Raw genomic sequence first — 26,028 nt, 5'->3', positions numbered from 1 at the left:
TGACGCCTTCACGCCTGAAGAATGCGCCAACTACCTCAAAAACTCAGGCTATCGAAGCTAATGCCATCACGCTTTAGTTGGTTACGAAAATGATCACCTACCTCAAATACCCCACCACCATCCGCGTCGTCTCGTCCACCAGCGTCCGCACCATCTTCTCCGACAGCATCTCGGCCTGGTTCAGCACCGTGTTGTGCGCGACGGCTTCGATCGCGCTGACGCAGATGAAGGTGGCTAGGGCCGGGTCGAGCTTGCGCATCTCCTTGCGGCGGCTTTCGAGATAGGCGCGCACCATGGTGTGGACTTCGCGGTTGAAGGCTTCGACGTCTTTGAGCTGGCCGGTGCGTGGGATCTGCTCGGCGAGCACGCGATGCAGTTTCGGGTTGATGCGGTGGGCCTCGATTGCGACGGTCACGAGTTTTCGCACGGCTTTGTCGACCGGCAGGTCGGCGACCTCGGTGAGCGCTGTGCGGACGATGCGCATGATCTCCTCGTTATGTCGATCGATCACGGCGGCGACGAGGGCCTCCTTGCTGGGAAAATACTGGTAGAGCGAGCCGACGCTGACGCCGGCGATGTCGGCGATGCGGTTGGTGCTGGCCTTCTCGAAGCCTTCGCGGACCAGAATGCGAGCGGTCGCCTCGACCAGCGCGTCGACGGTGGCGCGAGATCGCGCCTGCAACGCATTTTTCCGGGGTTTTGTCGGCGGTTTTCGCGCCACGGTGTCGGCTCCTAATGCGAGTATGAAAAGCGAGCGAATGCTCGCATTATACCGGCATGTGGCGGCGGTTGAGCAAGCCCTTTCGTCGTCACGCAGGGTCTGGTCTGGCGGAGACGTGACATGAGCGTTGCAAGGATCGCATCGGCCTTTCAGTTTTGTCCAGGCAGCCGGCTGTTGGGAATGCGGCCACCCGCCGATCTCGCGCCGAGCTTGCAGAGCCGATGCTTCAACCTGCTGCTGCGGCAGCTTCCCTTCAAGCAACAGCTCGCATCCGCCGAGGCCGTGCAGGCGCATGTGCAAAAGCTCGCCTTGCAGCCGGCCTCGTTCGAGCCGCCGAATCTGGGCGGCGGGGTCGAGGTGACCCTGACCAAGATGGGCGGCTGGCCGGTGTACTACACCGCGCCGTCGTCGGGCCATGAGGGCTGCAACCACGTCATGTTCCTGCATGGCGGCGGCTACATCAACGAGATCGTGCCGGCGCATTGGCGCTTCGTCGGCCAGATGACGCGCAAGGCGCGCGTCGTTTGCGTCGTGCCGATCTATCCGTTGGCGCCGCGCGCCACCGCGAAGGACGTCGTCCCGAAGACGGCCGAGCTGCTGCGGATGCTGCTGGAGGATGCGGGGCCGGCAAAGGTCACGGTGGTCGGCAATTCGGCCGGAGCTGGCCTCGCGCTCGCCGCCTGCCAGTGGCTGCGCTATCGCGGCCATCGGCAGCCGCACCGGATGGTGTTGATTTCGCCTGCGGCCGATGCGTCGGTCGGCCGTCCGGAGCAGGTCGAGATCGCCGCGCGCGATCCGATCCAGGACATTCCGGGGATCATCGAGGCGGGGCGGCTCTATGCCGGCGAGCTCGACGTCGGCCATCCCTTCGTCAGCCCGCTCAACGGCGCCTTCCGTTCGCTGGCGCCGATGACGATCTTCTCGGGCACGCGCGACCTTCTGTATCCCGACAGCGTCGATCTTTCGGAGCGGGCGAGGGCGGTGGGCGTGCCGGTCGAGCTGCATCTGCTCCGTGACCAGCCGCACAATTATGCGCTGATGCCGACGCCTGAGGGACGACAGGCGCGTGCGCTCATCTTGCGTGCGGTGGCTTAGGGGAAGGTGTGACCATTGTCACAAAGCGCGCCGCCGCGATGGCTCTGGCGCTGGCGGTGCCCGCACGGAGGGACAAGGCGGCCCCCGGGGCGTTTCCTCGGTATCGGTAGTCTTCGTATCGGTAGTCTTGCTACCAGTAGTTTTGCGGAGCCTTAGGCGTGGCCCTTGATCTCGTAGTGACCCGGCACGCATTTGAAGCGCTCGAGGCGCCAGTTGGCGTGATAGATCGGATGCTCACCCATCCATTTCGCAAGCGGTGCCTGTGCGCCGATCGCGCACTGCATCATCGAAATCTCGGGCGTCATGTTGCTGTCGGTCACGATTTCCTCGACGCAACTGCCTGAGCTAGCTGCGCTAAGCCGGCAGAGCACGGCTACGACGGTCACGAACATTCCAGTCACCTCATCGGTAGTTTCTGACCACGAAGAGGATGCAAGCGGAGTGCCAGAGCCTGTGACACGAACAACACGCTGGCCTAGCCGACTCGCCCCAGCGTCCAACCCCATTTGATGATTCGGATTGTAAAAAAATTGCCCTTAAACCGAAGCCGGGCAAATACGGGGAACCCACAGGCCCGACGGCAGGAATGAGCGATTGTGGGGGCTGCGCCGCGTGAACCGGCCCTTCACACGGCTTGCATAGCCGATAGGCTCGGAAGCGTGCGGATACTCGCCATGCGAGCGGGGCCGCCACAGGACCAAAGGAAACGCGAGGGCAGACCATGAAGGTACGACCGACCGGCGTGATCCCGCCGATGACGACCCCGTTCCGAAAGGACGGCGAGATCGACTACAAGCTCATAGCGCCACAGGTCGACTGGATGATCGGCGCCGGCGCACATGGTGTTGCCGCCGGCGGCTCGACCGGCGAGGGCCATACGCTCGACCATGAGGAATATCGCGACCTGATGGCCGCGACGGTCGAGGCGGTGGACGGGCGCATCCCTGTCATCGCCGGCATCATCGTGGACTCCACGCGCGATGCGATCCGCCGCGGCAGACTGGTGCGCGACATGAATGTCGCGGCGCTCCAGGTCACGCCGGTGCATTACCTGTTCAAGCCGGACGAGGAGGCGATGGTGGCGCACTTCCGCGCCATGGCCGACGAGACCGGCATGCCCATCATCATCTACAACGTCGTGCCGTGGTCGTACCTCTCGCCGGCGCTGCTGACGCGGATCATGACCGAGGTGCCGCTGGTGGTCGGCGTCAAGCAGAGCGCGGGCGATCTCAAGCTGTTTGCGGATCTCATGATGATGGCGCCGGACAAGCTGATCTACAGCGCCGTCGATGCCCTGATGTATCCGTCCTACACGCTCGGGGCCCACGGCTCGATTGCCGCGATCCTGACCGCGGCGCCGCATGCCTCCGTCGCGCTGTGGGACGCGGTAAAGGCCGGCGATCATCCGCGCGCGCTCGACCTGCACAAGAAGCTGCTGACGCTGTGGAACGCTGTTATCGCCGACAATCTGCCGGCCTGCACGTGCTATGCGCAGACGCGTCAGGGCTTGCCGAAGACGTATCCGCGCGCGCCAATGCCGGAGGCCTCGCCCGCACAGCAGGCGGCGATCCGCAAGGCGCTGGAGGCGCTCGGCGCGTTGAGCGGAGCGCACGTCGAGGCGGCCGAATAGTCCGTCGGCTGAAATAAGCGATGTCGAGTGGCAGCGCCGATCCGCTTTTACCTGCGGATGCGGCGCTGCTACATTTTGCGCGCCCGCGTCAGCGGCGCGGCGACGAAGAAACATACCCACAAGGGGAGGGGCTGAAAGCCCATGAAGGATTTTGCAGGAAAGATCGCCGTGATCACCGGCGGCGGCACGGGAATGGGACGCGAGCTCGCACGGCAGCTCGTTGCCGAGGGCTGCAATGTCGCGATGTGCGACGTCTCGGAAGTCGCGATGGCCGAGACCAGGCGGCTCTGCGAGGTCGAGAAGCTGCCGCAGGGCCTGCGCGTCACGACGCACGTCGCCGACGTCTCGATCGAGGATCATCTCAAGCGCTTTCGCGACGAGCTTGCGGAGCAGCAGAAGACCAACAAAATCCATCTGTTGTTCAACAATGCCGGCATCGGCGGTGGCGGCAGCCTGTTCACCAACACCCGCGAGCAGTGGGAGCGCACCTTCAACATCTGCTGGGGCGGCGTCTATCTCGGCGTGCGGACCTTCCTGCCGATGCTGGTCGCGGCGGACGAGGCCCACATCGTCAACACGGCCAGCGTCAACGGGTTCTGGGCCTCGATCGGCATGGGGCAGGCGCACACTGCCTACAGCTCGGCCAAGTTCGCGGTGAAGGGATTTACCGAAGCGCTGATCAACGACCTTCGCCTGCACGCGCCGCATGTCAAATGCTCGGTGGTGATGCCCGGCCATATCGGCACCTCGATCGTCTCGAATTCGCGCAAGGTGCAGAGCGCCGACGGGTCGGAGCGGCTCAACGCCGACGAGGTCGCGCTGACTCGCAAGCGCATGGTTGCGGCCGGCGTGCCGGACGCCGACAGGATGTCGGACGAGGATATCCAGGCGGTGTTCGCCGAGCGCGCCCGCAGCTTCCTCGAGGATGCGCCGACCACGGCCGCGCAGGCCGCGAAGATCATCCTCGAGGGCGTCAAGGCGGAGCGCTGGCGCATTCTTGTAGGCGAGGACGCAAAGCGGCTTGACGAGCGCGTGCGCGCCACGCCGGAGCGGGCCTATGACCGCGCCTTCTACGAAAGCTTTACCCAGGAGGTCGGCTGGAAGCTCGGCTGAGACTGTTGGGCCGAGCTCGCCAGCGAACGCGCGGATATAGGTATGATGGTTATCATGGCAAGAGCTGCGCAGCTCATTTTGAGTGCCACCTCTTGCCAATGGCGGGGGCCGTATGACGATTTGGAATGTCACGCATGCGACATGCTCCGTCGTTCAAGCAATGTTCAAGCGATGGTGATGTCGAACGGCTCTCATTCGGCGCACGGCCGCTTGGTTGGCGAACCAAAATAGTTTAGTCAATCAGGGGTAACGCCATCATAAAGCGTAGCTCCGATGATACCCGCATGCCTCTCCGACGACTGGATCCTCTGCCCGGAGCGAGAGGATATTTCCGCCGAATTCACGCGGCTCCTCACCGCGGCGCAGGAGGGCGGCGCCACCATCGCTGAATGCCTGATGATCGCGCGCCAGCTCAAGCAGGGCGGCGAACAGTCCTGGCATCGCGAGTGGAAGAGGCTCGCACAAGCCAACCGGCAGCGTGCCGAGGCGGCGTTCGCCGAAGGCCACATGGCGACCGCGCAGCGCAACTGGCTGCGGGCGATGAACTACTACGGCGCGGCCGCAATGCCGCTGGACCAGGCCGACGAGCGCCGCTGGGTCGCGGTGCTGGCGATGCAGGAATGCGCGCGCCGTTTCCTCACAGCGCGCGGTCCGGCCGGCGAGGTCGTCACGATTCCCTGGGCCGACGACGGACACGCCTTGCAAGGCTATTTCCTGCCTGCGCCGTCGGCGAACGGGCGGGCTCCGGCCGTGATCTGCATCGGCGAGCCCGGACACCGCAAGGAGGAATTCCTGTTCAAGCTCGCGCCGCATGCGCGCGAGCGCGGATTGTCGATGCTGGCGCTCGACCTGCTCGGCGACCAGCGCGACGACTATACCGACACGCTGCTCCAGCGCCGCGACCTCGAAAGCTCGATTGCCAGCGTCATGGATTATCTCGAGACGCGTAGCGACGTCGATTTCGATCGCGTCGCCATCGTGGCCGACGGGTGGGGCTCCTCCTTCGTCGCACGCGCGGTGTTGCAGGAGCCGCGGCTCGCTGCGGCCGTCTGCGACGGTGGGCTGTGGGACCTGCACGAGCGATCCTTCTTCGCCAGCCGCTTTGCGATGAGCGACCTCAGCATCGTCCCGGTGCCGCATGCGCCGCTGATGGCCTCCAGCGCCGACTGTCCGGTGCTGATCACGCTCGGCGAGGACGGCTGGCTCAAGGCCGACCGGGCGCGCCAGATCGTGCAGAAGTCGCGGCTCGGCAGCTCCGATATCGTGCTGAAGGTGTTCACCGCGGCGGAGACCGGCGCGGCGCAGGCTCACGCTGACAATCCGAGCCTTGCCAACGAATACATCTTCGACTGGCTCGAATCGCGGCTCGGCGCCGCCGGCCGGCGGATCTGAACGCGGCCGCTCAGAAGTCGAGGGAGATCCTGACGCAGGCCTTTTCGAGCCGCGTCTTCAGCGTTGCGAGCTTGCCGGTGAATTCGTTCAGCTCGTTCTCGTCGAACTCCTGGAAGACGAATTCGCGGATCGTCTTGTACTGCTCGTTGAGGCTGGCGATGTGCTTCTGCGTCTTCTCGACCAGCGACAGCCGCACCACGCGGGCGTCGGTCGGCGAGGGCCGTCGGCGCAGCAGTCCTTTTTTCTCCAGCAGCTTGGACTGGGTCGTGACGAAGGAGGGGTCGACGTGGAGCAGCTTGGAGACCACGTTGACCGGTACGCCGTCGTCCTTGTCGAGGTCGGAGATCGCCATCAGGATCAGCCATTGCGGACCGCTGATGCCCAACGTTCTCGCCCAGAACTGACGCAGCTCCTCCAGGTACATGTTGATCGACGATATCTCCCAGGTGAAACGCCTGATGAGATCCAGATTGCCGATGGGGCGGAGGCGCGCCCCTTCTTTCCTCGTCGCTGACACAGCGTCACTCCCGTGATCTGATTCTTCCGGTCCGGTGTCGTGGCAAGGTCATAGTCCACGCAAGCCTGCTCTGACGCAAGTGCAGAGCAGGGTAATTTTGTCACCAAAACTACAAAGATGAGAAACTCAGTGTATTGCCTCACCAACAGTGTTGCCGCCGGGGCACAGGTTTAGTGAAACCACAAAGCTTATCAAATAAACTATTTTGATTACCGAAACGGCGCAGGCATATTCATCGTGACGGTGGGGGGTACTCGATCGTCCCGTTGCAGGTGGTTCGCTCACGTCCCTCGCGTTTCAAGCGGGTGCGTCCGAAATCGCGAAGCGGCCGAGCGGATTTGATGAGCAGGGGATCTGGGGGGCCTCACGGTCCGGTCTCCTAAAAATGAGCAACGTGGAGGTTTTATAATGAAAGTGGTGAAGAGCCTTTTGCTCGGCACTGCGGCGGTTCTGATCGCCGTCGGTGGAGCCCAGGCGGCCGATCTTCCGGTCAAGGCCAAGGCGGTCGAGTACGTGAAGATCTGCACGCTCTACGGCGCGGGCTTCTACTACATCCCGGGCAGCGACACCTGCATCAAGCTCGGCGGCTATCTGCGTGCTGAAGTCGCGCTCAATGCCGGCGGCAACTACAGCGCCCAGTACAACGGCGTGTTCGCCGCGAACAACCGCCTGACCAACTACTACTCGATGCGCGCTCGTGAAGATCTCAACATCGATACGCGCACCGCGACCGAATACGGCGTGGTCCGCACCTATTTCGATGCGGTCTTCACCTGGACGACCGGCAACTATGTCGGCACCGGCTCGGGCACCGGCGCGACGCAGTACAGCGGCACGCTCGGCCTCAACGCGGCCGGCACCGGCCTGGTCGGTTCGAGCGGCGGCAACGTCAACGGCACCGACGGCAATCTCTCGGGCGGTGCGCTCGGCGTCTACTACGCCTTCATCCAGTTCGCCGGCTTCACGATGGGTAAGGCCGTGTCGCAGTTCGATGCGCCCTGGATCAACTATCCCGGCAACAACTTCGACCAGCTGGTCGGCGGCAGCGGCAGCACCAACGGCGTTGCCCAGTTCACCTACACGGCCGATTTCGGCCAGGGCATCACGGCTGCGTTCTCGGCGCAGGACCAGACGCAGGTCTTCCAGACCAACATCTGGAACACCGCCGGCATGAGCGCCACGGGCGTCCTCGGCGGTGCCTATGGTTCGAACGACCTGGCCGGCAGCAGGTCGCCCGACCTGGTCGCCATGGTCCGCGTCGACCAGGCCTGGGGCCTGTTCCAGGCGTCGGTTGCCGCGCACGACAACCACGTCGGCTATTACGGCGCGAGCGAAGTCACCGGTCACCCCGAAGACAAGTGGGGCTGGGCCGTCCAGCTTGCCTTGGGCATCAAGAACATCCCGACCGGCGCAGGCGACGTGATCAACATCTCGGGCGTCTACACCGAGGGTGCGAGCCGCTACAACTTCCAGGAGCTGGCCGCGACCAGCTACTCGATGTTCGGCAGCTCCAGCAGCGCCTATCAGGGCATCGGCTTCGCCGGCGTGTCTGATGCGGTGTTCGCTCCCGGCGGCGGCCTCGAGCTGACCAAGACCTACGGCTTCCGTGGTGCCTACACCCACAACTGGAGTCCGTACTGGAACACCGCGCTTTACGGCGCGTGGGCTGCGGTCAGTTACAGCGGCACGGCGAAGGGCCTGATCTGCGGCAGCGCCGCGTTTGCGACCCTGACCGGCACCTGCAACCCGGACTTCAACATCGGTCAGGTCGGTGTCATCACCCGCTGGACGCCGGTCAAGAACCTGACCTTCTCGGCTGACTTCACCTATAGCCATCTCGACCAGAAGTACTCGGGCACGATGACGACGCCGGCGCTCACCAGCGTTGCCAAGCCTGCGGCAACCTATGAGCTGAAGGACCAGGACACCTACAGCCTGCTGCTGCGCGCCCAGCGCAACTGGTAAGCTTTGGGTATTCGGAGATGACGAAGCCCCGGCGGGACACCCGCCGGGGCTTTTTTTGAGAGAGGCTTTTCCACGGGAGCGGCGTTCGAAAAATCCGGCAGCCGTTGCAAGCGACGAAGACGAGCTATGCGATTCGATTGCCTGCAAACTTATTTACTTACCTGAGTTAATCAGCTATATAGTCTTCAGCCGTTAGGTCACGGCTCTTAGCTTCACGCTAAGCCTCCAGAAACCTCCGGTGATGCCCCGCCGGAGGTTTTCATTTTTGGGGATTGCAAAGCGTTTTCAAGCGAAGTGGAGTCCGGTTCGCGTTAAGAAGACGCGTCGAACAACAAACTAGGCGCGCATCATGCGGGCGCGGGAGTTGGGCCGATAGGCGAGGCGGCTGTGGCCGGCGCAATAGGACTGGCCGTCGGGCGCGGTATTGCCGCAGAAGCAGAAGTCCTCCGCGCCCGGCGTCGAGATCGGCCAGCGGCAGCGATTCTCGGCAAGCTCCAGCAGCGAGCAGCGATTGGCCTCGTCGATTGGACCTGCGGCCACAGGCGCATCGGTCTCGCCATAGATCGTGGCGAGCATCTCATATTGCAGACGCGGCACGGCTCGCGTTGCCCGTGACGGCGCAAAGCTCCTGTCCTGAATCTTGCGGTCGTCGACCGAACGGCCGCGCGTGAGGTTCAGCCGGGACAGCTTGCCGATCACGGCATTGCGGCTGACGCCGATATCGGCGGCGATCTCGCGGCAGGAGAGGCCGGCCTCGAAATGCTGCTTCAGAAGTTCAATTCGTTCGTCGGTCCAGGTTGGTGAGAGAACAGGCATTGTGACGATCCCAGGTTGCAGATGTCGGCCATCCGCCTCTCGAGATCCGTCCGCCTCACGTCCGGCGCGCGCTCACGTCCTGCCATTGTCGCGGATCGACAAAAGCCCGTCTTTGATGGCGAGACGGATGCCTTCCTCGATCAGGGTACGTGCGACGCCGGGAACGCTGGTGCCGTGGGTGCCCTGTCTCACCAACTTCTCCAGATAGGTGATGGTCGAGAGCGCCAAGGTTACGGGAATGCGGTCAGTCTCGGCTTTTTCGGTGGCCATGCCTAAACGCTAGCCTCTTACGCAGCTACATAAAAGTAACGATTAAGACTCTATTTAGGTTCGGGGGTGGAAGTCAAATCCGGGCTGATGTGGTGGCTCAGCGCGTTGGAATCGTTTGAAGATTCGGACACGACGCGGCGCGTCACCCGGAATGCCGGGCGGCGGTGCGACGTCAACAGGTCAGGGAAGTGGGGGCCGGCTCAGCCGTGCACGATCGCCTTTTCGATCATGCAATGGATGCCCTTGGAGCCGTTGACTGTCTGGGTCACCCTGAGATCGGCGGCCAGACTGCACAGCGTGTAGGCGTCCTCGCGCGACAGGTTTCGCGTCTCGCCGAGCAGCGCGATCATGTCGCGCAGCGCGCGCACCACGCACTGGTCGAGGTCGGGGTCCATCGCCATGGTCATGTAGTGGGTCGCCGTCTCGGCGCGGGGATAGTCGAACCTGAGTTCCTTGCGCAGCGTCAGGCGAAAGCGGCCCTGGAGCGCGGTCTCGATCGCGGTGACGCAGACCTCGCCGTCGCCCTGCACGCCATGGCCGTCGCCGCAGGAGAACAGCGCACCCGGGACGAACACCGGCAGATACAGCGTCGCACCGGCGCCGAGCTCCTTGTTGTCGAGATTGCCGCCGATCGCGCGCGGGACCAGCGAGGAGATGCGGCCCCAGGCCGGCGGCGGCGAGACGCCCATCACGCCGAAGAACGGTTTGAGCGGCAGGTCGAGGCCCCAGGGCATGCGGCCGACCATCCGCGCCCGGTCGAGTGGGATATTGAGGATGCGCGTCTGGTGGAAATCGTCGGGCAGGGTGCCCGACAGCGGCTTGATCATGTTCCAGCCCCAATCCTGCCGGAGCTGGACGTCGAGGATCTCGACCGCGAGCACGTCGCCGGGCTCGGCGCCCTCGACCGCAATCGGGCCGGTGAGGATGTGGCCGGGCAGCATGCGCTCGTTGCGCGCGTGAACCTCCAACATCTCCGGCGGAATGTGAAACTTGTTGCGGTCGGGCAGCATGTCGGGGCCGCCGCTGATGGTGTCGACCGTCACCTCGTCGCCGCTTTTGATGGTGAGGACGGGCTCGAGCGCGGCTTCGAAAAAGCCCCAATGGCAGGTCTCGGGGCTCGATTGCAGGTGGTGATGGGTCATTTGCGGACGTCCAATCGGTGTCATCAGAACTCGTCGTGAGAACCTGTTATGCCCGGGCTTGACCGGGCGATCGATCCTCTTCCAAGAAGATTTCCGAAGGTGGACGGGCCGGTCAAGCCCGGGCATGGCACGATCATTCCAGCGAGGCTCCCCCTGTATTTCGTTCTTTCCAAGACCCTCGGCACCGCGCTGCTGCCGATCAATCTCCTGGTCGAGCTCGGAATCCTGTCGCTGCTGCTGATGGTGACGCGCTTCGCCGCGCTCGGCCGCAACCTCGCCGTGACCACGCTGGTCCTGCTGGCGCTCACCGCGTTCTCGCCGCTCGGCAATCTCTTGCTTTACCCGCTGGAGTCGCGGTTTGCGGCATGGGACCCGTCGCACGGCGCGCCGGACGGCATCATCGTGCTCGGCGGCTCCGTCGACACGGACCTGTCGGCGGCGCATCGCATGCCGGTGGTCTCGCACGCGGCCGATCGCATGCTGGCGCCGGCCGAGCTCGCGCGCCGCTATCCAAACGCGCGCATCGTCTTCACCGGCGGCACGGCAAGCTTGTTCTCGACGGATTCCAGGGAAGCCGACTACTCCGCGCCGATCCTGGAGAGCCTCGGCATCCCGAAACAGCGGCTGATCCTCGAGCGGGATTCCCGCAACACCTGGGAGAACGCGATCTTCACGAAGCAACTGGTGGCGCCCAAGCCGGGCGAACGTTGGCTGCTGGTCACGTCGGCCTACCACATGCCGCGCTCGATCGGGGTCTTTCGCAAGGCCGGCTTTGACGTCGAAGCCTATCCGGTGGATTGGCGGATGGGCGGGCGTGATGAGCTGTTCGCTTTTACCCGCAATGGCGCCGAAGGGCTCGGCAAGACCGACGTCGCCATGCGCGAATGGATCGGCCTTTTGACCTATCGCGTCATGGGGCGGACCGGCGAGTTGCTTCCGGGACCGGGCAAGGACTAAAACGGAAGCCGCAAAACAAGAACAGGAACGGCGCGCGATCGCCGGCCGGGAGGACGCCATGCAACAGCAGAGCGCAGACAGGATCGATCTTGCCGGCCTCGTCGCCGATCTCAACAGCCTGTTGCGGCTGAAGACCACGGTGATCGGCATGAAGCTGTTCGCGCGTGCCGACGAGATGGAGGCCATCCCGAAAATCCGGCGGCCGAATGCGGTCCACACCACCGATCAGATCGTCAGCATGGCCGCGCGTCTGGGCTGGACCGTGGGCATCACCGCCGACGATCTCGTCGGTGCGCAATGCCGCGCGGTGATCGGCCTTGCACCGCAGGACGAAAAATGGCTCGCCGGCGAGAACTATGTCGGAGTCTGGCACGGCACGGCAGAGGACGCGCGCAAGCGCCAGGAGGCGCTGGACGTGGTTCCGTTCGGGCAGTATCAGGCGCTCGCGGTCAGCCCGCTCGCCAGCGGCCGGCTCGATCCGCCCGACATCTGTCTCGTCTATGCAACGCCGGGACAGATGATCATCCTGATCAACGGGCTGCAATATACCGGCTACAAGAAGTTCGAATGGGGTGTGGTCGGGGAGACCGCTTGCGCGGATTCCTGGGGGCGGGCGCTCAAGACGGGCGAGCCCAGCCTGTCCTTGCCATGCTATGCCGAACGGCGCTATGGCGGCGTGCCGGACGAGGAGATGCTGATGGCGCTCAAGCCGGAACATCTCGCCAAGGCCATTGAAGGCATGAAGGCGCTGGCGAAGAACGGCCTGCGCTATCCGATCCCGCCCTATGGAATTCAAAGCGACGTCCGCGCCGGCATGGGCGTGAGTTACGCAAAGAAGTAAAGGCCGACCATGAGCTCTGCGAAATTCGACATCGTCGTGTATGGCGCGACCGGTTTTACCGGCCAGCTCGTCGCCGAATACCTCACTCAGCACTATAAGGGCGACAACGCGCTCAAATGGGCGATGGCAGGCCGCAGCCTCGGCAAGCTCAAGTCGGTACGCGATGCGGTCGGCGCGCCCGGCAATACGCCGTTGATCGTTGCTGACGCGGCCGACGCCGCCTCGCTGAAGGCGATGGCGGAGCAGACCATGTCGGTGATCACCACCGTCGGTCCGTATCAGCTCTACGGCGAGGAGCTGTTGGCTGCCTGCGTCGCCACCGGCACGGATTATTTCGATCTCTGCGGCGAGCCGATCTGGATGCGCGAGATGATCGACAAGTACGAGGCGGCTGCAAAAGAGAGCGGCGCGCGCATCGTGTTCTCATGCGGCTTCGATTCGGTGCCGTTCGAGCTCGGTGCGTTCTTCGTGCAGGAAGAGGCGAAGCGCGTGTTCGGCGCGCCGGCGCTACGCGTGAAGGGGCGTGTGCGTGACATGCGCGGTACGCTCTCAGGCGGCACCGCAGCGAGCGCGAAGGCGACCTTCGATGCGGTCGCCAAGGACATCAGCCTCATCACGATCCTGAACGATCCGTTTGCGCTGACGCCGGGCTTCACCGGTCCGAAGCAGCCGCGGGGCAACAAGCCGCTCGTCGAGGAGGACCTGCAATCCTGGGCCGCGCCGTTCACGATGGCGCTGATCAACACGCGCAACGTCCACCGCTCCAACATGCTGATGGGCTTTCCCTACGGCCAGGACTTCGTCTACGACGAGATGGTCTTGACCGGTCCCGGCGAACAGGGTGAGGCCAACGCCAAGCGCGTGATGGCTGCCAATGCGGGGAAGACCGGCCCTGACGCGCCGAAGCCGGGCGAGGGGCCCTCGAAGGAAGAGCGCGAAAACGGCCGCTTCGATCTGCTGTATGTCGCGATTGCGCCCGATGGCCGCCAGGTCCGCGCCGGCGTCACTGGCGACCGCGATCCCGGCTACGGCTCGACCTCGAAGATGATCTCCGAATGCGCGATGTGCATGCTGCGCGACGTGACTGACGTCGCAGCTGGCTTCTGGACGCCGGGCGCGGCGATGCAGCACAAGCTGATCAAGCGGCTGCGGGATCATGCAGGGCTGACGTTCGAAGTGGAAGCGTAAGCGCGATTGCGCGCCACAATCACGGTGTCATCGTCCGGCTTGACCGGACGATCCAGTATTCCAGAGACAGCAGTGATTGAGCTGAGAAGCCGCGGCGTACTGGATGCCCCGCCTTCGCGGGGCATGACAGCGTCAGCCATTACACCGCCCGCGCGTCATAGGCGTACATGAACTCCATGCTCCTGGAGCCGAGCGGCAGCAGCCATTTCATCATCTGATTGCGCATCCACGCACCGGTGGCGCTGAATTCGCGCTTGCTGTTGCCGTTGCGACGCGCCATCGCGACGATCTTCTCGGTGCGCGGGCGCCGCTCGGCCTCGAATGCCCTGAAGATGGCGCCGAGCTCCTGTCCCTCCTGCATCAGCCGCGCGAGCCGCATCGCGTCTTCCAGCGCCAGCGAGGCGCCCTGGCCGGCATGGGGGCTGGTCGCGTGCGCGGCGTCCCCAATCAGCAGCGAGCGCTTGCGTGACCAGGTCGGCAAGGTCGCGACGTCGAGCGTATCGGTGACCACGATGTTCTCGGCGGCCTCGATGATGGCAGGGATCGGATCGTGCCAGCCGTCGTGGAAGCCGCGCAGATGCTGCTTCAGCGTCGTCGCGTCGAGCGCGCGAAACATCGCGGCGTCCATGCCGTGTGCAGGCTGCGTGCTCCACCACATCACGCCGTCGGCCGGATCCGGGCTGCAATAGCCGTAGCCGAAGAAGCCGCTCTGGCCGAAGGTGGTCTCGACGTGGCGGCCGATCGGCCTGCCGTCGAGCACGGCATGCGGCACGAAGCCGCCGAAGCCGATCAGGCCGGTGTCGAACGGCTGCGGTCCATCAGGCACGACCTGGCGGCGCACCACCGAATGCACGCCGTCGGCGCCGATCAGGAAGTCGCCTTCGGCCGTGGTGCCGTCGGAGAAGTAGGCGATGATCGGCTGGTCGCCGCGGTCCTCGATCTTGATCAGGCGCTTCTCGAAATAGAGCGAGACGCAGGCGCACCAGGCCTTGTCGATCAGCATCTCGTTCAGCGTGGCGCGGCAGACGTTGACGGCAGGTTGGCCGAAGCGCCGCGCCATGTCGCGGTTGATCGAGCCGAGCCTCTGTCCGCCCTGCGAATAGAAATCGAAGGCCTCCGCGACCAGCCGCGGTTGATCAGCTCGTTCGCGAGCCCGATCTCGTCCATCACATGCATGCCGTTCGGCGCGATCTGGAGACCGCCGCCGATGCCGTTCGAATAGGGCCGGGCCTCGTAGATCGCGGACTCGATGCCGGCACGGCGGAGCAGGATCGCGGCGACGGGCCCGGCGATGCCGGCGCCGATGATCAGGGCCTTGCGGGGACGAATGGACATGGCTTGCTCCCGACGTTTCCGTGGTGCTAGGAGAAATTACGGTTGCTAAATCTCTTAGTGACTAAGATATATATCGACTAAGATATGAGGTCGGCCTTGTCAAGGACGAAGGCGCGCACGGCGCTATTGCGGGAGCTCGAGGAGGCGATGCGGAGGTCGTCCGCGCAGGGCGTGCTCTATGGCCAGACCGTTGCCAACGTTGCCGGAATTGCCAATTCCGACCTCGAATGCATGGACATCCTGTATCTCGAGGGCCGCGTCACCGCGGGCCGGCTCGCCGAAGTCACGGGGCTGACGACGGGTGCCATCACCGGCGTGGTCGACCGGCTCGAGAAGGCCGGCCTCGTGCGCCGCGAGCGGGACGAGAACGATCGCCGCAAGGTGTTCATTTCCGTCGTGCCGGAGCAGGCGATGAAGATTGGCCAGCTCTACGTGCCGATGCAGCAGGCGATGGAGAAGGTTTTCGGCGCCTATTCCGAAGAGGAGCTGCGCCTGCTGCTGCGCTTCGCGACAGAGGGTTACAAGGGTGTGCTCGCCGCCACTGAAGCGCTGAAGAGCCTTCTGGACACGCCGCCGGAAAAGCGGTCCGATCTCAAGCTGAAGAAGCTTCGTCGCTAGTCTTCTTGTAGAACTGCGCGGCTGCGATCATGCCCCACATCGCGCCTAGCATCATCCAGAAATGGCGCCAGTGGTCGGTGTCGATCACGAAGCTTTCGCCGACGGTGCCGACGAACGCGGAGAACACTGCAAGATAAGCGCGCTGCCAGGGCACACGGACGAAGATGTGCCTGAAACCCATGATCACGGTGGTGAAGACCAGCGCGGGATAGCACACGCCGGAGAGCCAGCCGCCGGACATGAAGGCGTTGAGATAGGAGTTGTGGGTGTCCTCGGGGAAGAAGCGGTGGAATTGCAGCGGGCCGATGCCGAACGGCAGGTCGAGCGCCATCTCCGCGCCGAGGATGTGCCGCCCGAACCGGCCGAAGCGGCCCTCGTCATAGCTCTGGTCGAAGCTCGCCCGCTGCTTGAACATCTCGGCGGTGGAATCGAATGACAGCAGCACCACGATCAGCGCGAGGCCCAGCACTGCTGCGACGATCGCCATGATGATGATGCGCGAGCGCTGTGCGTTGGTACGGCTGGTCAGCACCATCAGCGCCAGCATGAAGGCGGAGGTCAGCACCAGGCCGCCCCAGGCGGCGCGGGAAAAGGCGAGCAGGATCGCGAGCGACATGATGCCGAAGGCGATGACGTTGCGCAAAGCCTTGCCGAATTTGTCAGTGACCACGCTCTGGAGCGCGAGCAGCGCCGGCAGAATCAGGAAGGCGCCGAGCACGTTCGGGTCCTTGAACGTGCCGCGCGCGCGGCCGTAGAGCGTGAGCAGGTCGTCACCGCCGGGAACGAGGTGGAAATAGCCCGCGACCGCCGACAGCGAGGCGACCATCGCGCCGGCCACGAGGCCGCGGCGGAGCATGTCGAGCCGGGCTGCGGTGTCTTCGGAGGTGACCATGGCGAAGAACACCACGGTCACCGCCATGTACCAGGAGGTCGCAATCCAGCTCACCACCTCGGACTTTTCGAACAGCGGGATCGCGCTGAACGTGTAGCCGACATTGAGCAGGACCAGCATCAGCACCAGCGGCATCAGCGCGATCCGCAGGCGCAGGCCGGTGGCGAAGAATATGACGGCGGCCAGCAGCGTCACGATCTCGTAGGGGCTCGGCTCGATGAAGACGACCGCGCCGGAGGCGGCGACCAGCCACACCAGCGCACGCTGGATGGCCAGCACGCCGGGCGGAGCGCGAACCGCTGCATTCATCTCCCCGGCTATTGCCGCATACGCCATTATACGCTCATACGTTTACGCAACGCGCACGTCACAAACACAGCTGTCATCGCCCGGCTTGACCGGGCGATCCAGTATTCCGTGGCGCCCATTGCGGAAAACGGCTGGCGCTGCGGAGTACTGGATGCCCCGGTCAAGCCGGGGCATGACGGAAACTCAACTCAATACGCGTTCTCGTTCTTGGTCAGCAGCGAGATCGGCGTCTGCAGGAGAATGACGAGATCGAACAGCACCGACCAGTTCTCGATGTAATAGAGGTCGAACTCGACGCGCTTCTGGATCTTCTCTTCATTGTCGATCTCGCCGCGCCAGCCGTTGATCTGGGCCCAGCCGGTGATGCCGGGCTTGACGCGGTGGCGGGCGAAATAGCCGTCGACGGCTTCGTCGAACAGGCGGCTCTGGAGCTTGCCCTGCACCGCGTGCGGGCGTGGGCCGACCAGGGACAAATTGCCGGAGAGCACCACGTTGAAGAGCTGCGGCAGCTCGTCGAGGCTGGTCTTGCGGATGAAGCGGCCGACGCGGGTGACGCGCGGATCGTTCTTGGTCACGACCTTCGAGGCGGTCGGGTCGGCCTGGTGGTGATACATCGAGCGAAACTTGTAGACGTCGATGCGCTCGTTGTTGAAGCCGAAGCGCTTCTGGCGAAACAGCACCGGGCCGGGGCTGTCGAGCTTGATCGCCAGCGCGACCAGTCCCATCACCGGCAAGGCCGCGAGCAGCGCGAGGCTGCCGACGACACGGTCGAACAGCCACTTCATCACCAGATCCCAGTCGGTGATCGGCGCCTCGAACATGTCGAGCGTCGGCACCTCGCCGAGATAGGAATAGGAGCGGGGACGGAAACGCAGCTTGTTGGTATGTGCGGAGAGGCGGATGTCGACCGGCAGCACCCAGAGCTTCTTCAGCATCTCCAGAATGCGCGTTTCGGCCGAGATCGGCAGCGCGAACAGCACGAGATCGACGCGGGTGCGGCGGGCGAACTCGACGATGTCGTCGACCTTGCCGAGCTTGCGTGCGCCTGCGCAGGTGTCGAGCGCGCGGCTGTCGTTGCGGTCGTCGAACACGCCGAGCACGTGGATGTCGGAATCCTCCTGCGCGTTCAGCGCCTCGACCAGCTGCTCGCCGTTGCTGTCGGAGCCGACGATGATGGTACGGCGGTCGAGCCGGCCCTGGCGCGCCCAAGCGCGCACCAGCGAGCGCAGCACCAGACGCTCGCAGACGAGTGCGGCGAGCCCGAGGAAGTAGAAGGCGGCAAGCCACAGCCGCGATATTTCGGTGCCGAACTTGGCGAAGAAGGAGACGCCGATGAACAGCAGGAAAACGAACGACCAGGACGAGATCATCCGCGTCATCTGCCGCAGTTGCCCGCGGAACAGTTGCACCTGATAGATGTCCGCCGCCTGGAAGCAGACGACGGCGGAGACCGCGACGGCGATGATCTCCGCAGGATAAACCCAGTTGAAGCCGGCGAGCGGCATGACATAGCCGATATAGGCTGCGATGCCGACGAGGCTCAGCAACGCGAAGTCGGCCAAACGGACGAAGCCGGTGATGACGATCGGGGAATAGGCGCGGGCGACCTTTTGGTTGACGACATCAAGCGCGGCCGGCGTCAGGCGGCGACGACGTTCCACGAAGGCCTGGTCAGCCGGCTTCGCCGCGGCGCTGGTCGCGGCATCGAGCATCGAGCGTGCGTTGAGCGGTTCCACGGGCGTCCGTCCATTCCAAAAGCCCGCGGGCCGCGTCCTTCCGCCCCGGGCAAGCATCCCCTGGCACCTCGATTATCGGACAAATCGGAAGATTCTCTAAAGCGGGCCTTAAGGATGGTTAGTGGTTGGTAAATGCGGCGCGGTAGCCCGCGAGCACGCCGTCAACCATCGCCTGCTGGGAGAAATGCGCGGAGATGCGCTCGCGAAGTGCGGATGCGCGCTGCGCGGTGCCCTGCGGATCGGCGAGCGCGGCCGCAATCGCTTCCGCCATCGCCTCGGCGTTGCTCGCCGCGAACAGGGCTGGGCTTTCTGGCCCGAAGATTTCGGGGATGCCACCGACGCGGGCCGCGATCATGGGAACGCCGGCCGCTCCGGCTTCGATCACCACGTAAGGCATGGAATCGCCGCGCGAGGGAACGACCAGCAGCCGCCCCTTGGAGAAGCCGTAGCGCGCCTTGACGTGGCCGATGAAGCGGATGGCGGCGGTCAGGCCGAGCCTCTCGACCTGCGACTTCAGCGCCGCCGTTTCCTCGCCGTCGCCGCCGAGCGTGAGCGTGACCTTCTTGCCGCCTGCGTGCAGGCGCGCCACCGCATCGACCAGCAGATCCGCGCCTTTGATGTGCCTGAACTCGCCGACATAGGCGAGGTCGGTGGCATCGCCGGCGATGGCCACCGGCTCGAATTCCTCCGGCGTCACGCCGTTGAAGACGCAATGCACCACGCCCTTGGGCGTGCCGACGATGCGTTGATAGGTATCGCGGGCAAACGCGCTCTCGAACAGGAACAGGTCTGTCGCGTCCATCAGCGTACGCTCGAGCCGTGCGTAAAACTCGCCCTTGAAGGTGTTGAGCGGGTAATGCAGCGAGCCGCCATGCGGGGTGTAGATGCGGATGGCGTCGTCCGAGCGCCGCCGCATGCGGACGAAGGCGCCGGCCTTGGCGCCGTGGCCGTGCAGGACGTCCGGCTTGAGTTCGCCGATCAGGCGGCGCATCCGCAGCCAGACAAGAAAATCATCGGGCGACGGTTCACGGCGGATCGCGATCCGGTGCACGCCGAGTTTCAGCCGCGGCGCGAGCTCGGTCAGCGCCTTGTCCGCGCGCTCGCCGCCGGTGAGGCTGTCGGCGAGAATCCCGACGTGATGGCCGCGATCGACCTGGCCGTTGGCGAGGTCGATGATGTGGCGGAAGATGCCGCCCACGGGCGCGCGCACGGCATGGAGGATACGGAGCGGCCGGTCGGGAGAGGGGGGCATGATCAGAACCAGCGCTCGAAGGCGAATGCTCGAACAATTCTCGAAATATCCGGATGGATTAAGAGCCCTCGTGGTTAACAAACGGTGACGAGGATGCGCGCGCCGGTCGCGGCGCGACGCGATTAACCCAGCGGCAACCTTAATGGAGTGTAATCGCTCCGGTTGAGGTAGAGTCGCAGCGTTGCCCTGCGGGAGTGTTCGATGCGTTTAGCGTTCTGGCGTGCCGGCAAGGACAAGGCGGTGGTCGAGCGGGCTGTTTCGAAGTCCAGAGGCGAAGCCAAGGTGATCGAGGCCGCGCCGAAGGTCGAAGCAAGACCCGAGCCCGTTGCTGTAAAGCAGGCGCCGGTCGAATCCGGCGATATCGACCTGCACGCGCTCGGCGGCGCGCTCGCGCGCAAGCGCAGCTGGATCATCGTGCCGACGGTGCTCGCGCTCGTCGCCTCCGTCGCCGCAGTCAATCTGGTCACCCCCCGTTTCAAGTCCGAAGCCCGCATCCTGATCGACGGCCGCGAGAACGTGTTCCTGCGCCCGAGCAGCGACCGCGCCGAGGAGCGGCAGGCGCTCGACGCCGAGGCCGTCACCAGCCAGGTGCAGCTCGTTTTGTCGCGCGATCTCGCGCGCGAAATCATCAGGAAGAACAAGCTCGCGGAACGGCCCGAATTCGATCCGGTGCTGCAAGGGATCTCGCCGCTGAAGTCGCTGGCGGCGCTGATCGGCATCGGCCGCGATCCATTCTCGATGACGCCGGAAGAGCGCGTGCTGGACGCCTATTACGAGCGCCTCCAGGCCTACGCCGTCGACAAGTCGCGCGTGATCGTGATCGAATTCCAGTCCGCCGATCCGGATCTTGCCGTGCGCGTCGCCAATTCGATCGCGGACGGCTACCTCGTGCTCCAGCAGAGCGCGCGTCAGGAGCAGGCCAAGAACGCCAGCCAATGGCTTGCGGGCGAGATCGAGAGCTTGCGCAAGAAGGTCTCCGATGCCGAGGCGCGGGTGGAGGACTTCCGTTCCAAGTCGAGCCTGTTCGTCGGCACCAACAACACGACGTTGTCGAACCAGCAGATGGGCGAGGTCAACACCCAACTCAACAATGCGCGCTCGATGAAGGCGGATGCGGAATCCAAGGCGCGGCTGATCCGCGAGATGATCCAGAGCGGCAAGCCGATCGAGGCCTCGGAAGTCCTAAACTCGGAATCGATGCGCACGCCGTCCCAACAGCGCGTGGCGTTGCGGGCCCAACTGGCCGAGCAATCCTCGACGCTGCTCGGTAATCATCCGCGCATCAAGGAATTGAAGGCGCAGCTCGCCGACCTCGATACCCAGATCCGGGACGAGGCTGCCAAGATCGCCCGTTCACTGGAAAACGACGCGCGTTTCGCCAGCGGACGTGTGCAGGAATTGACGGTGAGTCTCGAACAGCTCAAGAAGCAGGCGACGTCCACCAACGGCCAGGACGTGCAGCTCCGCGCGATGGAGCGCGAGGCCAAGGCGCAACGCGATCTGCTGGAAACCTATCTCGCCAAGTATCGCGAGGCCAACACCCGCGAGACCATCGACACCGCGCCGACCGACGGGCGCATCATCTCGCGCGCCGTCGTCTCGAACACGCCGGCCTATCCGAAGAAGCTGCCAATCGTGCTGATCGCGACGATCGCAACGCTGCTGCTCTCGTCCGGCGTCGTCGTCACCGGCGAGCTGCTGCGCCAGACCGCGCCGCGAGCGGCGTCCGTGTTCACCCCGGCGCAAACGCAGGCGTCGGTTCGCCAAGAATCGGTTCGCCAAGAATCGTTTGCCGGATCGTTTGCCGAACCGTTGGTCCAGCCTGAGGTCGAGCCGATCGCGGATCCGGTCAGGACTGAGCCCGCGCCCCTTGCGCCGGAGATGACGGCCGATGCCGATGTCACCGAATTCGCCGAGATCGAACGTCTGGCCGGCAGCCTGCGCGCCGCAGGCCCGGCGGCGAAGAAAGTCACGGTGCTCGGCACCGCGGCCGGCGAAGCGATTACGCTCTCGACGCTGACGCTGGCCCGGCACCTGGCGCGTGATGCACGCGTCGTCGTGGTCGATCTCGCCGCGTGCTCGCCGACCATTGCCGCCGTGTCCGTCGACGCTTCCGCGCCCGGCCTTGCCGAGCTGATGCAGGGTGAGGCCTCGTTCGCGCAGGTCATCACGAGGGACAAGCTGTCGCGGCTGCACCTGATCATGGCGGGCCGTCCGGGCTTCGACCGCAGTCTGCTGCAATCGCCCCGCGTGACCCTCGCAATCGACGCGCTGCTGCGCGCCTATGACCATGTGCTGCTCGATGCCGGCAGCGCCTCGGATCTTCCGGCGGAGCTGCTGACGGCGCAAGCCCGCGCCGTCGTGGTGCCCGATGCGTCGATGGCGCCGGATGCGCGCGCGCTGATGTGCGAGCAGCTCAGGGCCGTCGGCTTCAGCGAGGTGACGATGCTGAGCAGGTCCGTGCAGCCGTCGAACGCGATGGAAACACCGCGCGTGGTCGCGGCTTGACGTTCTTTCCCGCTCCCCTTGTGGGAGAGGGTGGCTCGCCGCAGGGCGGCGAGGCGGGTGAGGAATATCTCTCCGCGAATCTTGTTGTCGTTTGAGTCTGCGGTGCGACCCCTGATCCGGCGCCATAGCCGATGCGAAGCATCGGCGTTTTTAAGAAACGGCGACCGAAGGCCGCCTATGCCGTGCGGCCTAGTTCCGCCGAAACACCTCCGTACACCACGCCTGCTGATCTTCGGGCTTGCCCACAAAAGCACACGCAAAAGGGCCACCGGTTACGCCGGCAAGTTTTCCAGTTCCCGTGACGATGTTCTCGCCTGTTGCCTTGCCATCGGTAACCGTGATTGTAAACGACCCCTTTAATTGGTCGTCGCCGTCGCCCCAGGTGAGTTCGCCCTCACCCTTACCGGTCTGTTGCGTAAGACGGTAGGTCCCCGAGGCTGGTGCCAGGTGCAGAGGACCGCTGCCTGTGTCGTTGAAGGTGATCCCCCACAGGGTGCCGTAGGCAACACCGTTTTCCACACGTTCTTGGATCAGCTTCCACCCAGCGTGGATTTTAATCGCGCCGGCGTCGTCCGCCGATGCCGGCACCATCAACGCGGCGGCCAACATCGAAGCAAAAAAAGCCTTCATTTTGCTGTCTCCTTTGGACTTGTGGGTCCCAGCAAAGGCACGCTGTCCGTATGGTTTTCCGCCTGAATGACGCGGCCATTACCTACAGCAAAAAGTCCGAGGCGCTGAGATTGAGGTTGGTGCCGGTCAATTGGATCAGAAAGTCCGCCGCCGTATTGCCGTTCACATCGGCCTGCACGAAAGTATTCCCGCCGCTCTGATACCAGGTCACGCTGTTAGCAACGACGCTGCTGTTTTGACCGGCGAATGAAAATGCCTGGTTGCCGTTCTGCGAGGCGTTTGCGTCGATGGCGGCAATATCAATCTTGTCGGTGCCATGAACGAAATCTTGTAGGATATCAAACTGGGCGGGCGCGCTGTCCGCGGAGGCGGAAAAGGCAAAATTGTCGGCACCGGCCCCACCGGTCAACGTATCCGCTCCAAGCCCGCCGACTAAAGTGTCGTTACCTGCTCTTCCGTCGAGAAGGTCGCTTCCAGCAAGGCCCGACAGCATATTCTTTCCGCTGTTGCCGGTGATGTTGTTGTCCAGAGCATTGCCGGTCCCGTCGATGTTGCCAGGCGCTCCCGGGCTGAGCGTCAACCACTCGAAGTTCGCACCCAGCGTAAAGTTGATGGAGGACAGCACGGTGTCAGTGCCGCCACCGGTATTCTCTATCAGGACGTCGCCGATGTTATCGACGAGGTAGGTGTCGTTACCTGCACCGCCGGTCATCGTGTCCTTTCCTGATCCGCCGTCGAGGGTGTCGTTTCCAGCTAACCCTTGAAGGGTGTCGTTGCCGCCGAACCCGCGGATGAAATCCTCTTCGTCCGTTCCAGGCGGCAACGTCTCCGCTTTATCAGTCCCAGTGATAATGGCTCCGGGTACATTCTGCACGGTGACCGCAATCGCCTGCGCGTCGATGCCGCCGTTGCCGTCGAAGGCTTGGACGGTTACGTCGTAGACGTTATTGCCGCCGACATCGGTCGGAGCCTCGAAGTTCGGCGCCGTGAGGAAGGCGAGCGCACCGGTCGTTGCGTTGATCGTGAACTTGGTGGCGTCTGCACCGCCAATGATTGAATAGTTCAACGTCTGTCCGGCATCCGGGTCGGTTGCCGCAACCGTCGTCACCGCGGTGGTATTTTCGGATATCGAGATTGCACCCGGCGCCGCCGCACCGTGCTGATAGCCCTGTTGGATCTCGGCTTGCGACAGCGCGGAATGGTAAATCCCAACGCCATCAAGGCTGCCGCCGAATGTGATTCCAAGGCCGTCATTGGTATAGCCGATAGTCAACGGTGTAGAAGCGTCCGGAATGGGTACGGCAGGGGCAGTGCCAATCAGGTCTCCATTGACGTAGAATTGGTACGTCGACCCAGTTTCGGTCAGATCGATAAGGTACCATTGTCCCGGTGTCGGGTTAAATGGCACCTCGGCGAAATAGGCCTGGCCAGCAGTGTTATTGACGTGGAAGCCGAGATGTCCAGAGTAGGCATCAAGAACCCATTTGTTTGTAGACCCACCTCCCTCGTCATGCGCCACAAGGACGTCCCCAAGTTGTCCTGCAGAACCGCTTGGAATTGAGCTAAAATTGGCCCAGACCTGAATGGAAAAATCGCTGCTGCCGAAATTCCAATCAGAAGAATTCGGGACGCTGACATAACCAGGATTGGAGCCGTCAAACTGCAGCGCATTCCCGGTGACGCCCGGTACGTGAGTAGTGCCTATGATTGTGCCGTCGTGCTCGCCTTGCTGATCGCGCGCGATCGAACCACTGGTTTCATCGAAGGAGTAGAAGGCAGCCACCTCATTGTTGCTACCTCCATTCGAGGTGATCGTCGGCGCCTCATTCGCATTCTGCACGGTAACCGCGATCGCTTGCGTATCGGTACCGCCGTTGCCGTCCGAGGCTTGGACAGTCACGTCATAGACGTTGTTGGCACCGGCATCGGTCGGCGCCTCGAAGTTCGGCGCCGTGAGGAAGGCAAGCGCGCCTGTCGCTGCGTTGATCGAGAACTTGGTTGCGTCCGCGCCGCCAGTGATGGAATAGCTCAAGGTCTGTCCGGCATCTGGATCGGTCGCCACAACCGTCGTCACCGCGGTGGTATTTTCGGATATCGAGATTGCGCCCGGAGCTGATGCGCCATCCTGATAGCCCTGCTGGACCTCGGCTTGCGACAACGCGCGGTGATGGATTGCCACACCGTCAATCTTGCCGTCGAAGTAAAAAGCATCCTCGGCCTGGCCGATTGTCAACGGCGCGGCGACATCCGGGATGGCTAATGTCTCATCGGCCGAGCCGACAAGTCGCCCGTCGACATAAAATTGGTAGGACGATCCAGACTTGGTGAGAGCGAACGCGTACCACTGGCCGATTGTGGGCTGAAATGGTGCCGAAATAGAGAAGCTCCCTCCGATGGATGGGTTGACTACGTGAAAGTCAATGCTGCTCCCGTTGAAATTTATGAGCCATTTATTTTGTGTTCCACCACCTTCGTCTTGCGCTATGGGGACGTCACCATTGAGACCGCCGCCGGGGATGGAGTTAAAATTGACCCAGAACTCGATCGTGAAGTCGTCGCTTCCCAAATTCCATTCGGATGAATCCGGCACGCTGACATAGTCCGACGATCCGTTGAATTGCAGGGCATTGCCGCTGACACCCGGCACGTGAGTGGCGCCAATAATCGTCCCGTCGTGCTCGCCTTGCTGATCTTGCGCGATCGAACCACTGGTTTCATCGAAGGAGTAGAAGGCAGCCACCTCATTGTTGCCGCCCCCGTTCGAGGTGATAGTCGGGGCCATATTAGGGTCCTCCTGCACGGAGTGGAGCGAAAGCAAGGCGCTCATACATACAAACACGAATGCGGTTTGCATTCAGAAAGGCTGAAGTTTCGAAAAAGTGCCTGCCGATGGCACCAGCGCTGCCACTTCGAAAGAAACGGCGAGATCGGTACGTCGCCGTTTTGCGGACAGCAGATGGCAAAAAATGCCTGCCTGCGGTGCCTATGCTCTCGATACAATAGAAATGCAATATGCCGGATTGGGTACTCAGGGATGATTAGTGAGTTCGCCCGGTTATGGGCGAGGTGACCGTTTGGCAGAGGCACCCGAGAATCGGCAG

The 26,028-nt window shown here is 63.6% G+C and carries 21 protein-coding genes and 1 pseudogene; 10 read left to right on the top strand and 12 right to left on the bottom strand.

What is annotated here, in order from left to right:
- Positions 1–97: 97 nt before the first annotated feature.
- On the bottom strand, positions 98–682 hold the full coding sequence (locus tag QSV46_RS34745) for a TetR/AcrR family transcriptional regulator (RefSeq protein WP_314962358.1): 585 nt from the start codon (positions 680–682) through the stop codon (positions 98–100).
- Positions 683–841: 159 nt separating this feature from the next.
- Here QSV46_RS34745 and QSV46_RS34740 point away from each other — a divergent pair, with 159 nt between their 5' ends.
- Positions 842–1,816 (top strand): alpha/beta fold hydrolase, encoded by a 975-nt coding sequence (locus QSV46_RS34740; RefSeq protein ID WP_314962356.1) that lies wholly within the window; start codon positions 842–844, stop codon positions 1,814–1,816.
- Between the two features lie 152 nt (positions 1,817–1,968).
- Here QSV46_RS34740 and QSV46_RS34735 read toward each other — a convergent pair whose 3' ends face one another.
- Positions 1,969–2,208, bottom strand: a complete 240-nt coding sequence (locus QSV46_RS34735; protein WP_126258496.1) for a hypothetical protein — start codon at positions 2,206–2,208, stop codon at positions 1,969–1,971.
- A 329-nt stretch (positions 2,209–2,537) separates the two neighbouring features.
- Between QSV46_RS34735 and QSV46_RS34730 the strand changes: the two genes are divergently transcribed.
- The 3 genes from QSV46_RS34730 to QSV46_RS34720 all read left to right on the top strand — a co-directional run bounded on the left by QSV46_RS34730 (position 2,538) and on the right by QSV46_RS34720 (position 5,951).
- Positions 2,538–3,446 (top strand): dihydrodipicolinate synthase family protein, encoded by a 909-nt coding sequence (locus tag QSV46_RS34730; RefSeq protein WP_314962350.1) that lies wholly within the window; start codon positions 2,538–2,540, stop codon positions 3,444–3,446.
- Between the two features lie 141 nt (positions 3,447–3,587).
- On the top strand, positions 3,588–4,559 hold the full coding sequence (locus tag QSV46_RS34725) for an SDR family NAD(P)-dependent oxidoreductase (RefSeq protein WP_314962347.1): 972 nt from the start codon (positions 3,588–3,590) through the stop codon (positions 4,557–4,559).
- A 273-nt stretch (positions 4,560–4,832) separates the two neighbouring features.
- Positions 4,833–5,951: an alpha/beta hydrolase family protein gene (locus tag QSV46_RS34720; protein WP_314962345.1), complete on the top strand. Its 1,119-nt coding sequence runs from the start codon at positions 4,833–4,835 to the stop codon at positions 5,949–5,951.
- Positions 5,952–5,961: 10 nt separating this feature from the next.
- Here the strand turns inward: QSV46_RS34720 and QSV46_RS34715 are convergent, their stop codons facing one another.
- Positions 5,962–6,468 carry a MarR family winged helix-turn-helix transcriptional regulator gene (locus tag QSV46_RS34715; RefSeq protein WP_314962344.1) on the bottom strand — a complete coding sequence of 169 codons (507 nt, stop codon included), beginning with the start codon at positions 6,466–6,468 and terminating at the stop codon, positions 5,962–5,964.
- 408 nt (positions 6,469–6,876) lie between these two features.
- On the opposite strand from QSV46_RS34715, the gene QSV46_RS34710 reads away from it, so the two are divergent.
- A complete protein-coding gene (locus QSV46_RS34710; protein ID WP_314962342.1) occupies positions 6,877–8,433 on the top strand; it encodes a porin in 1,557 nt (518 codons plus the stop codon).
- A gap of 336 nt (positions 8,434–8,769) precedes the next feature.
- Here QSV46_RS34710 and QSV46_RS34705 read toward each other — a convergent pair whose 3' ends face one another.
- The 3 genes from QSV46_RS34705 to QSV46_RS34695 form a co-directional block, all read right to left on the bottom strand.
- A complete protein-coding gene (locus QSV46_RS34705; RefSeq protein ID WP_314962340.1) occupies positions 8,770–9,249 on the bottom strand; it encodes a GcrA family cell cycle regulator in 480 nt (159 codons plus the stop codon).
- Between the two features lie 72 nt (positions 9,250–9,321).
- Positions 9,322–9,519 carry a hypothetical protein gene (locus QSV46_RS34700; RefSeq protein WP_007603456.1) on the bottom strand — a complete coding sequence of 66 codons (198 nt, stop codon included), beginning with the start codon at positions 9,517–9,519 and terminating at the stop codon, positions 9,322–9,324.
- Between the two features lie 200 nt (positions 9,520–9,719).
- Positions 9,720–10,661 (bottom strand): acetamidase/formamidase family protein, encoded by a 942-nt coding sequence (locus tag QSV46_RS34695; RefSeq protein WP_314962321.1) that lies wholly within the window; start codon positions 10,659–10,661, stop codon positions 9,720–9,722.
- A 153-nt stretch (positions 10,662–10,814) separates the two neighbouring features.
- On the opposite strand from QSV46_RS34695, the gene QSV46_RS34690 reads away from it, so the two are divergent.
- Genes QSV46_RS34690 through QSV46_RS34680 form a run of 3 tightly spaced genes read left to right on the top strand, consistent with a single transcriptional unit; the run spans position 10,815 to position 13,647 of the window.
- Entirely contained in the window at positions 10,815–11,618 is an 804-nt protein-coding gene (locus QSV46_RS34690) for a YdcF family protein (RefSeq protein WP_314962369.1), read from the top strand.
- Positions 11,619–11,676: 58 nt separating this feature from the next.
- On the top strand, positions 11,677–12,459 hold the full coding sequence (locus QSV46_RS34685; protein WP_314962320.1) for a DUF169 domain-containing protein: 783 nt from the start codon (positions 11,677–11,679) through the stop codon (positions 12,457–12,459).
- Between the two features lie 9 nt (positions 12,460–12,468).
- Positions 12,469–13,647: a saccharopine dehydrogenase family protein gene (locus tag QSV46_RS34680; protein ID WP_314962318.1), complete on the top strand. Its 1,179-nt coding sequence runs from the start codon at positions 12,469–12,471 to the stop codon at positions 13,645–13,647.
- A gap of 139 nt (positions 13,648–13,786) precedes the next feature.
- Here QSV46_RS34680 and QSV46_RS34675 read toward each other — a convergent pair.
- Positions 13,787–14,982 (bottom strand): annotated as a pseudogene (locus tag QSV46_RS34675) (FAD-dependent monooxygenase).
- A gap of 147 nt (positions 14,983–15,129) precedes the next feature.
- Between QSV46_RS34675 and QSV46_RS34670 the strand changes: the two are divergent.
- Positions 15,130–15,600, top strand: coding sequence for a MarR family transcriptional regulator (locus tag QSV46_RS34670; protein ID WP_314962366.1), 471 nt, complete (start codon positions 15,130–15,132; stop codon positions 15,598–15,600).
- On the opposite strand, the gene QSV46_RS34665 is transcribed toward QSV46_RS34670, so the two are convergent.
- The 3 genes from QSV46_RS34665 to QSV46_RS34655 form a co-directional block, all read right to left on the bottom strand.
- Entirely contained in the window at positions 15,575–16,828 is a 1,254-nt protein-coding gene (locus tag QSV46_RS34665; RefSeq protein WP_314962315.1) for an O-antigen ligase family protein, read from the bottom strand. The two genes, QSV46_RS34670 and QSV46_RS34665, sit on opposite strands and share 26 nt — an antisense overlap.
- 161 nt (positions 16,829–16,989) lie before the next feature.
- Positions 16,990–18,537 carry an undecaprenyl-phosphate glucose phosphotransferase gene (locus tag QSV46_RS34660; protein ID WP_314962312.1) on the bottom strand — a complete coding sequence of 516 codons (1,548 nt, stop codon included), beginning with the start codon at positions 18,535–18,537 and terminating at the stop codon, positions 16,990–16,992.
- Between the two features lie 118 nt (positions 18,538–18,655).
- Positions 18,656–19,789 (bottom strand): glycosyltransferase family 4 protein, encoded by a 1,134-nt coding sequence (locus QSV46_RS34655; RefSeq protein WP_314962310.1) that lies wholly within the window; start codon positions 19,787–19,789, stop codon positions 18,656–18,658.
- Positions 19,790–19,990: 201 nt separating this feature from the next.
- Here QSV46_RS34655 and QSV46_RS34650 point away from each other — a divergent pair, with 201 nt between their 5' ends.
- Complete coding sequence (locus QSV46_RS34650) at positions 19,991–22,297, top strand: exopolysaccharide transport family protein (protein WP_314962307.1); 2,307 nt, start codon at positions 19,991–19,993, stop codon at positions 22,295–22,297.
- 189 nt (positions 22,298–22,486) lie between these two features.
- On the opposite strand, the gene QSV46_RS34645 is transcribed toward QSV46_RS34650, so the two are convergent.
- Positions 22,487–22,927 (bottom strand): hypothetical protein, encoded by a 441-nt coding sequence (locus QSV46_RS34645; protein WP_314962304.1) that lies wholly within the window; start codon positions 22,925–22,927, stop codon positions 22,487–22,489.
- A gap of 82 nt (positions 22,928–23,009) precedes the next feature.
- A complete protein-coding gene (locus QSV46_RS34640) occupies positions 23,010–25,709 on the bottom strand; it encodes a LamG-like jellyroll fold domain-containing protein (protein ID WP_314962302.1) in 2,700 nt (899 codons plus the stop codon).
- Positions 25,710–26,028: the final 319 nt, after the last annotated feature.

This window comes from Bradyrhizobium cosmicum, assembly GCF_032290525.1.
GTDB classification, from domain to species: Bacteria; Pseudomonadota; Alphaproteobacteria; order Rhizobiales; family Xanthobacteraceae; genus Bradyrhizobium; species Bradyrhizobium cosmicum_A.
This window is presented reverse-complemented; position numbering and strand designations above follow the sequence as displayed.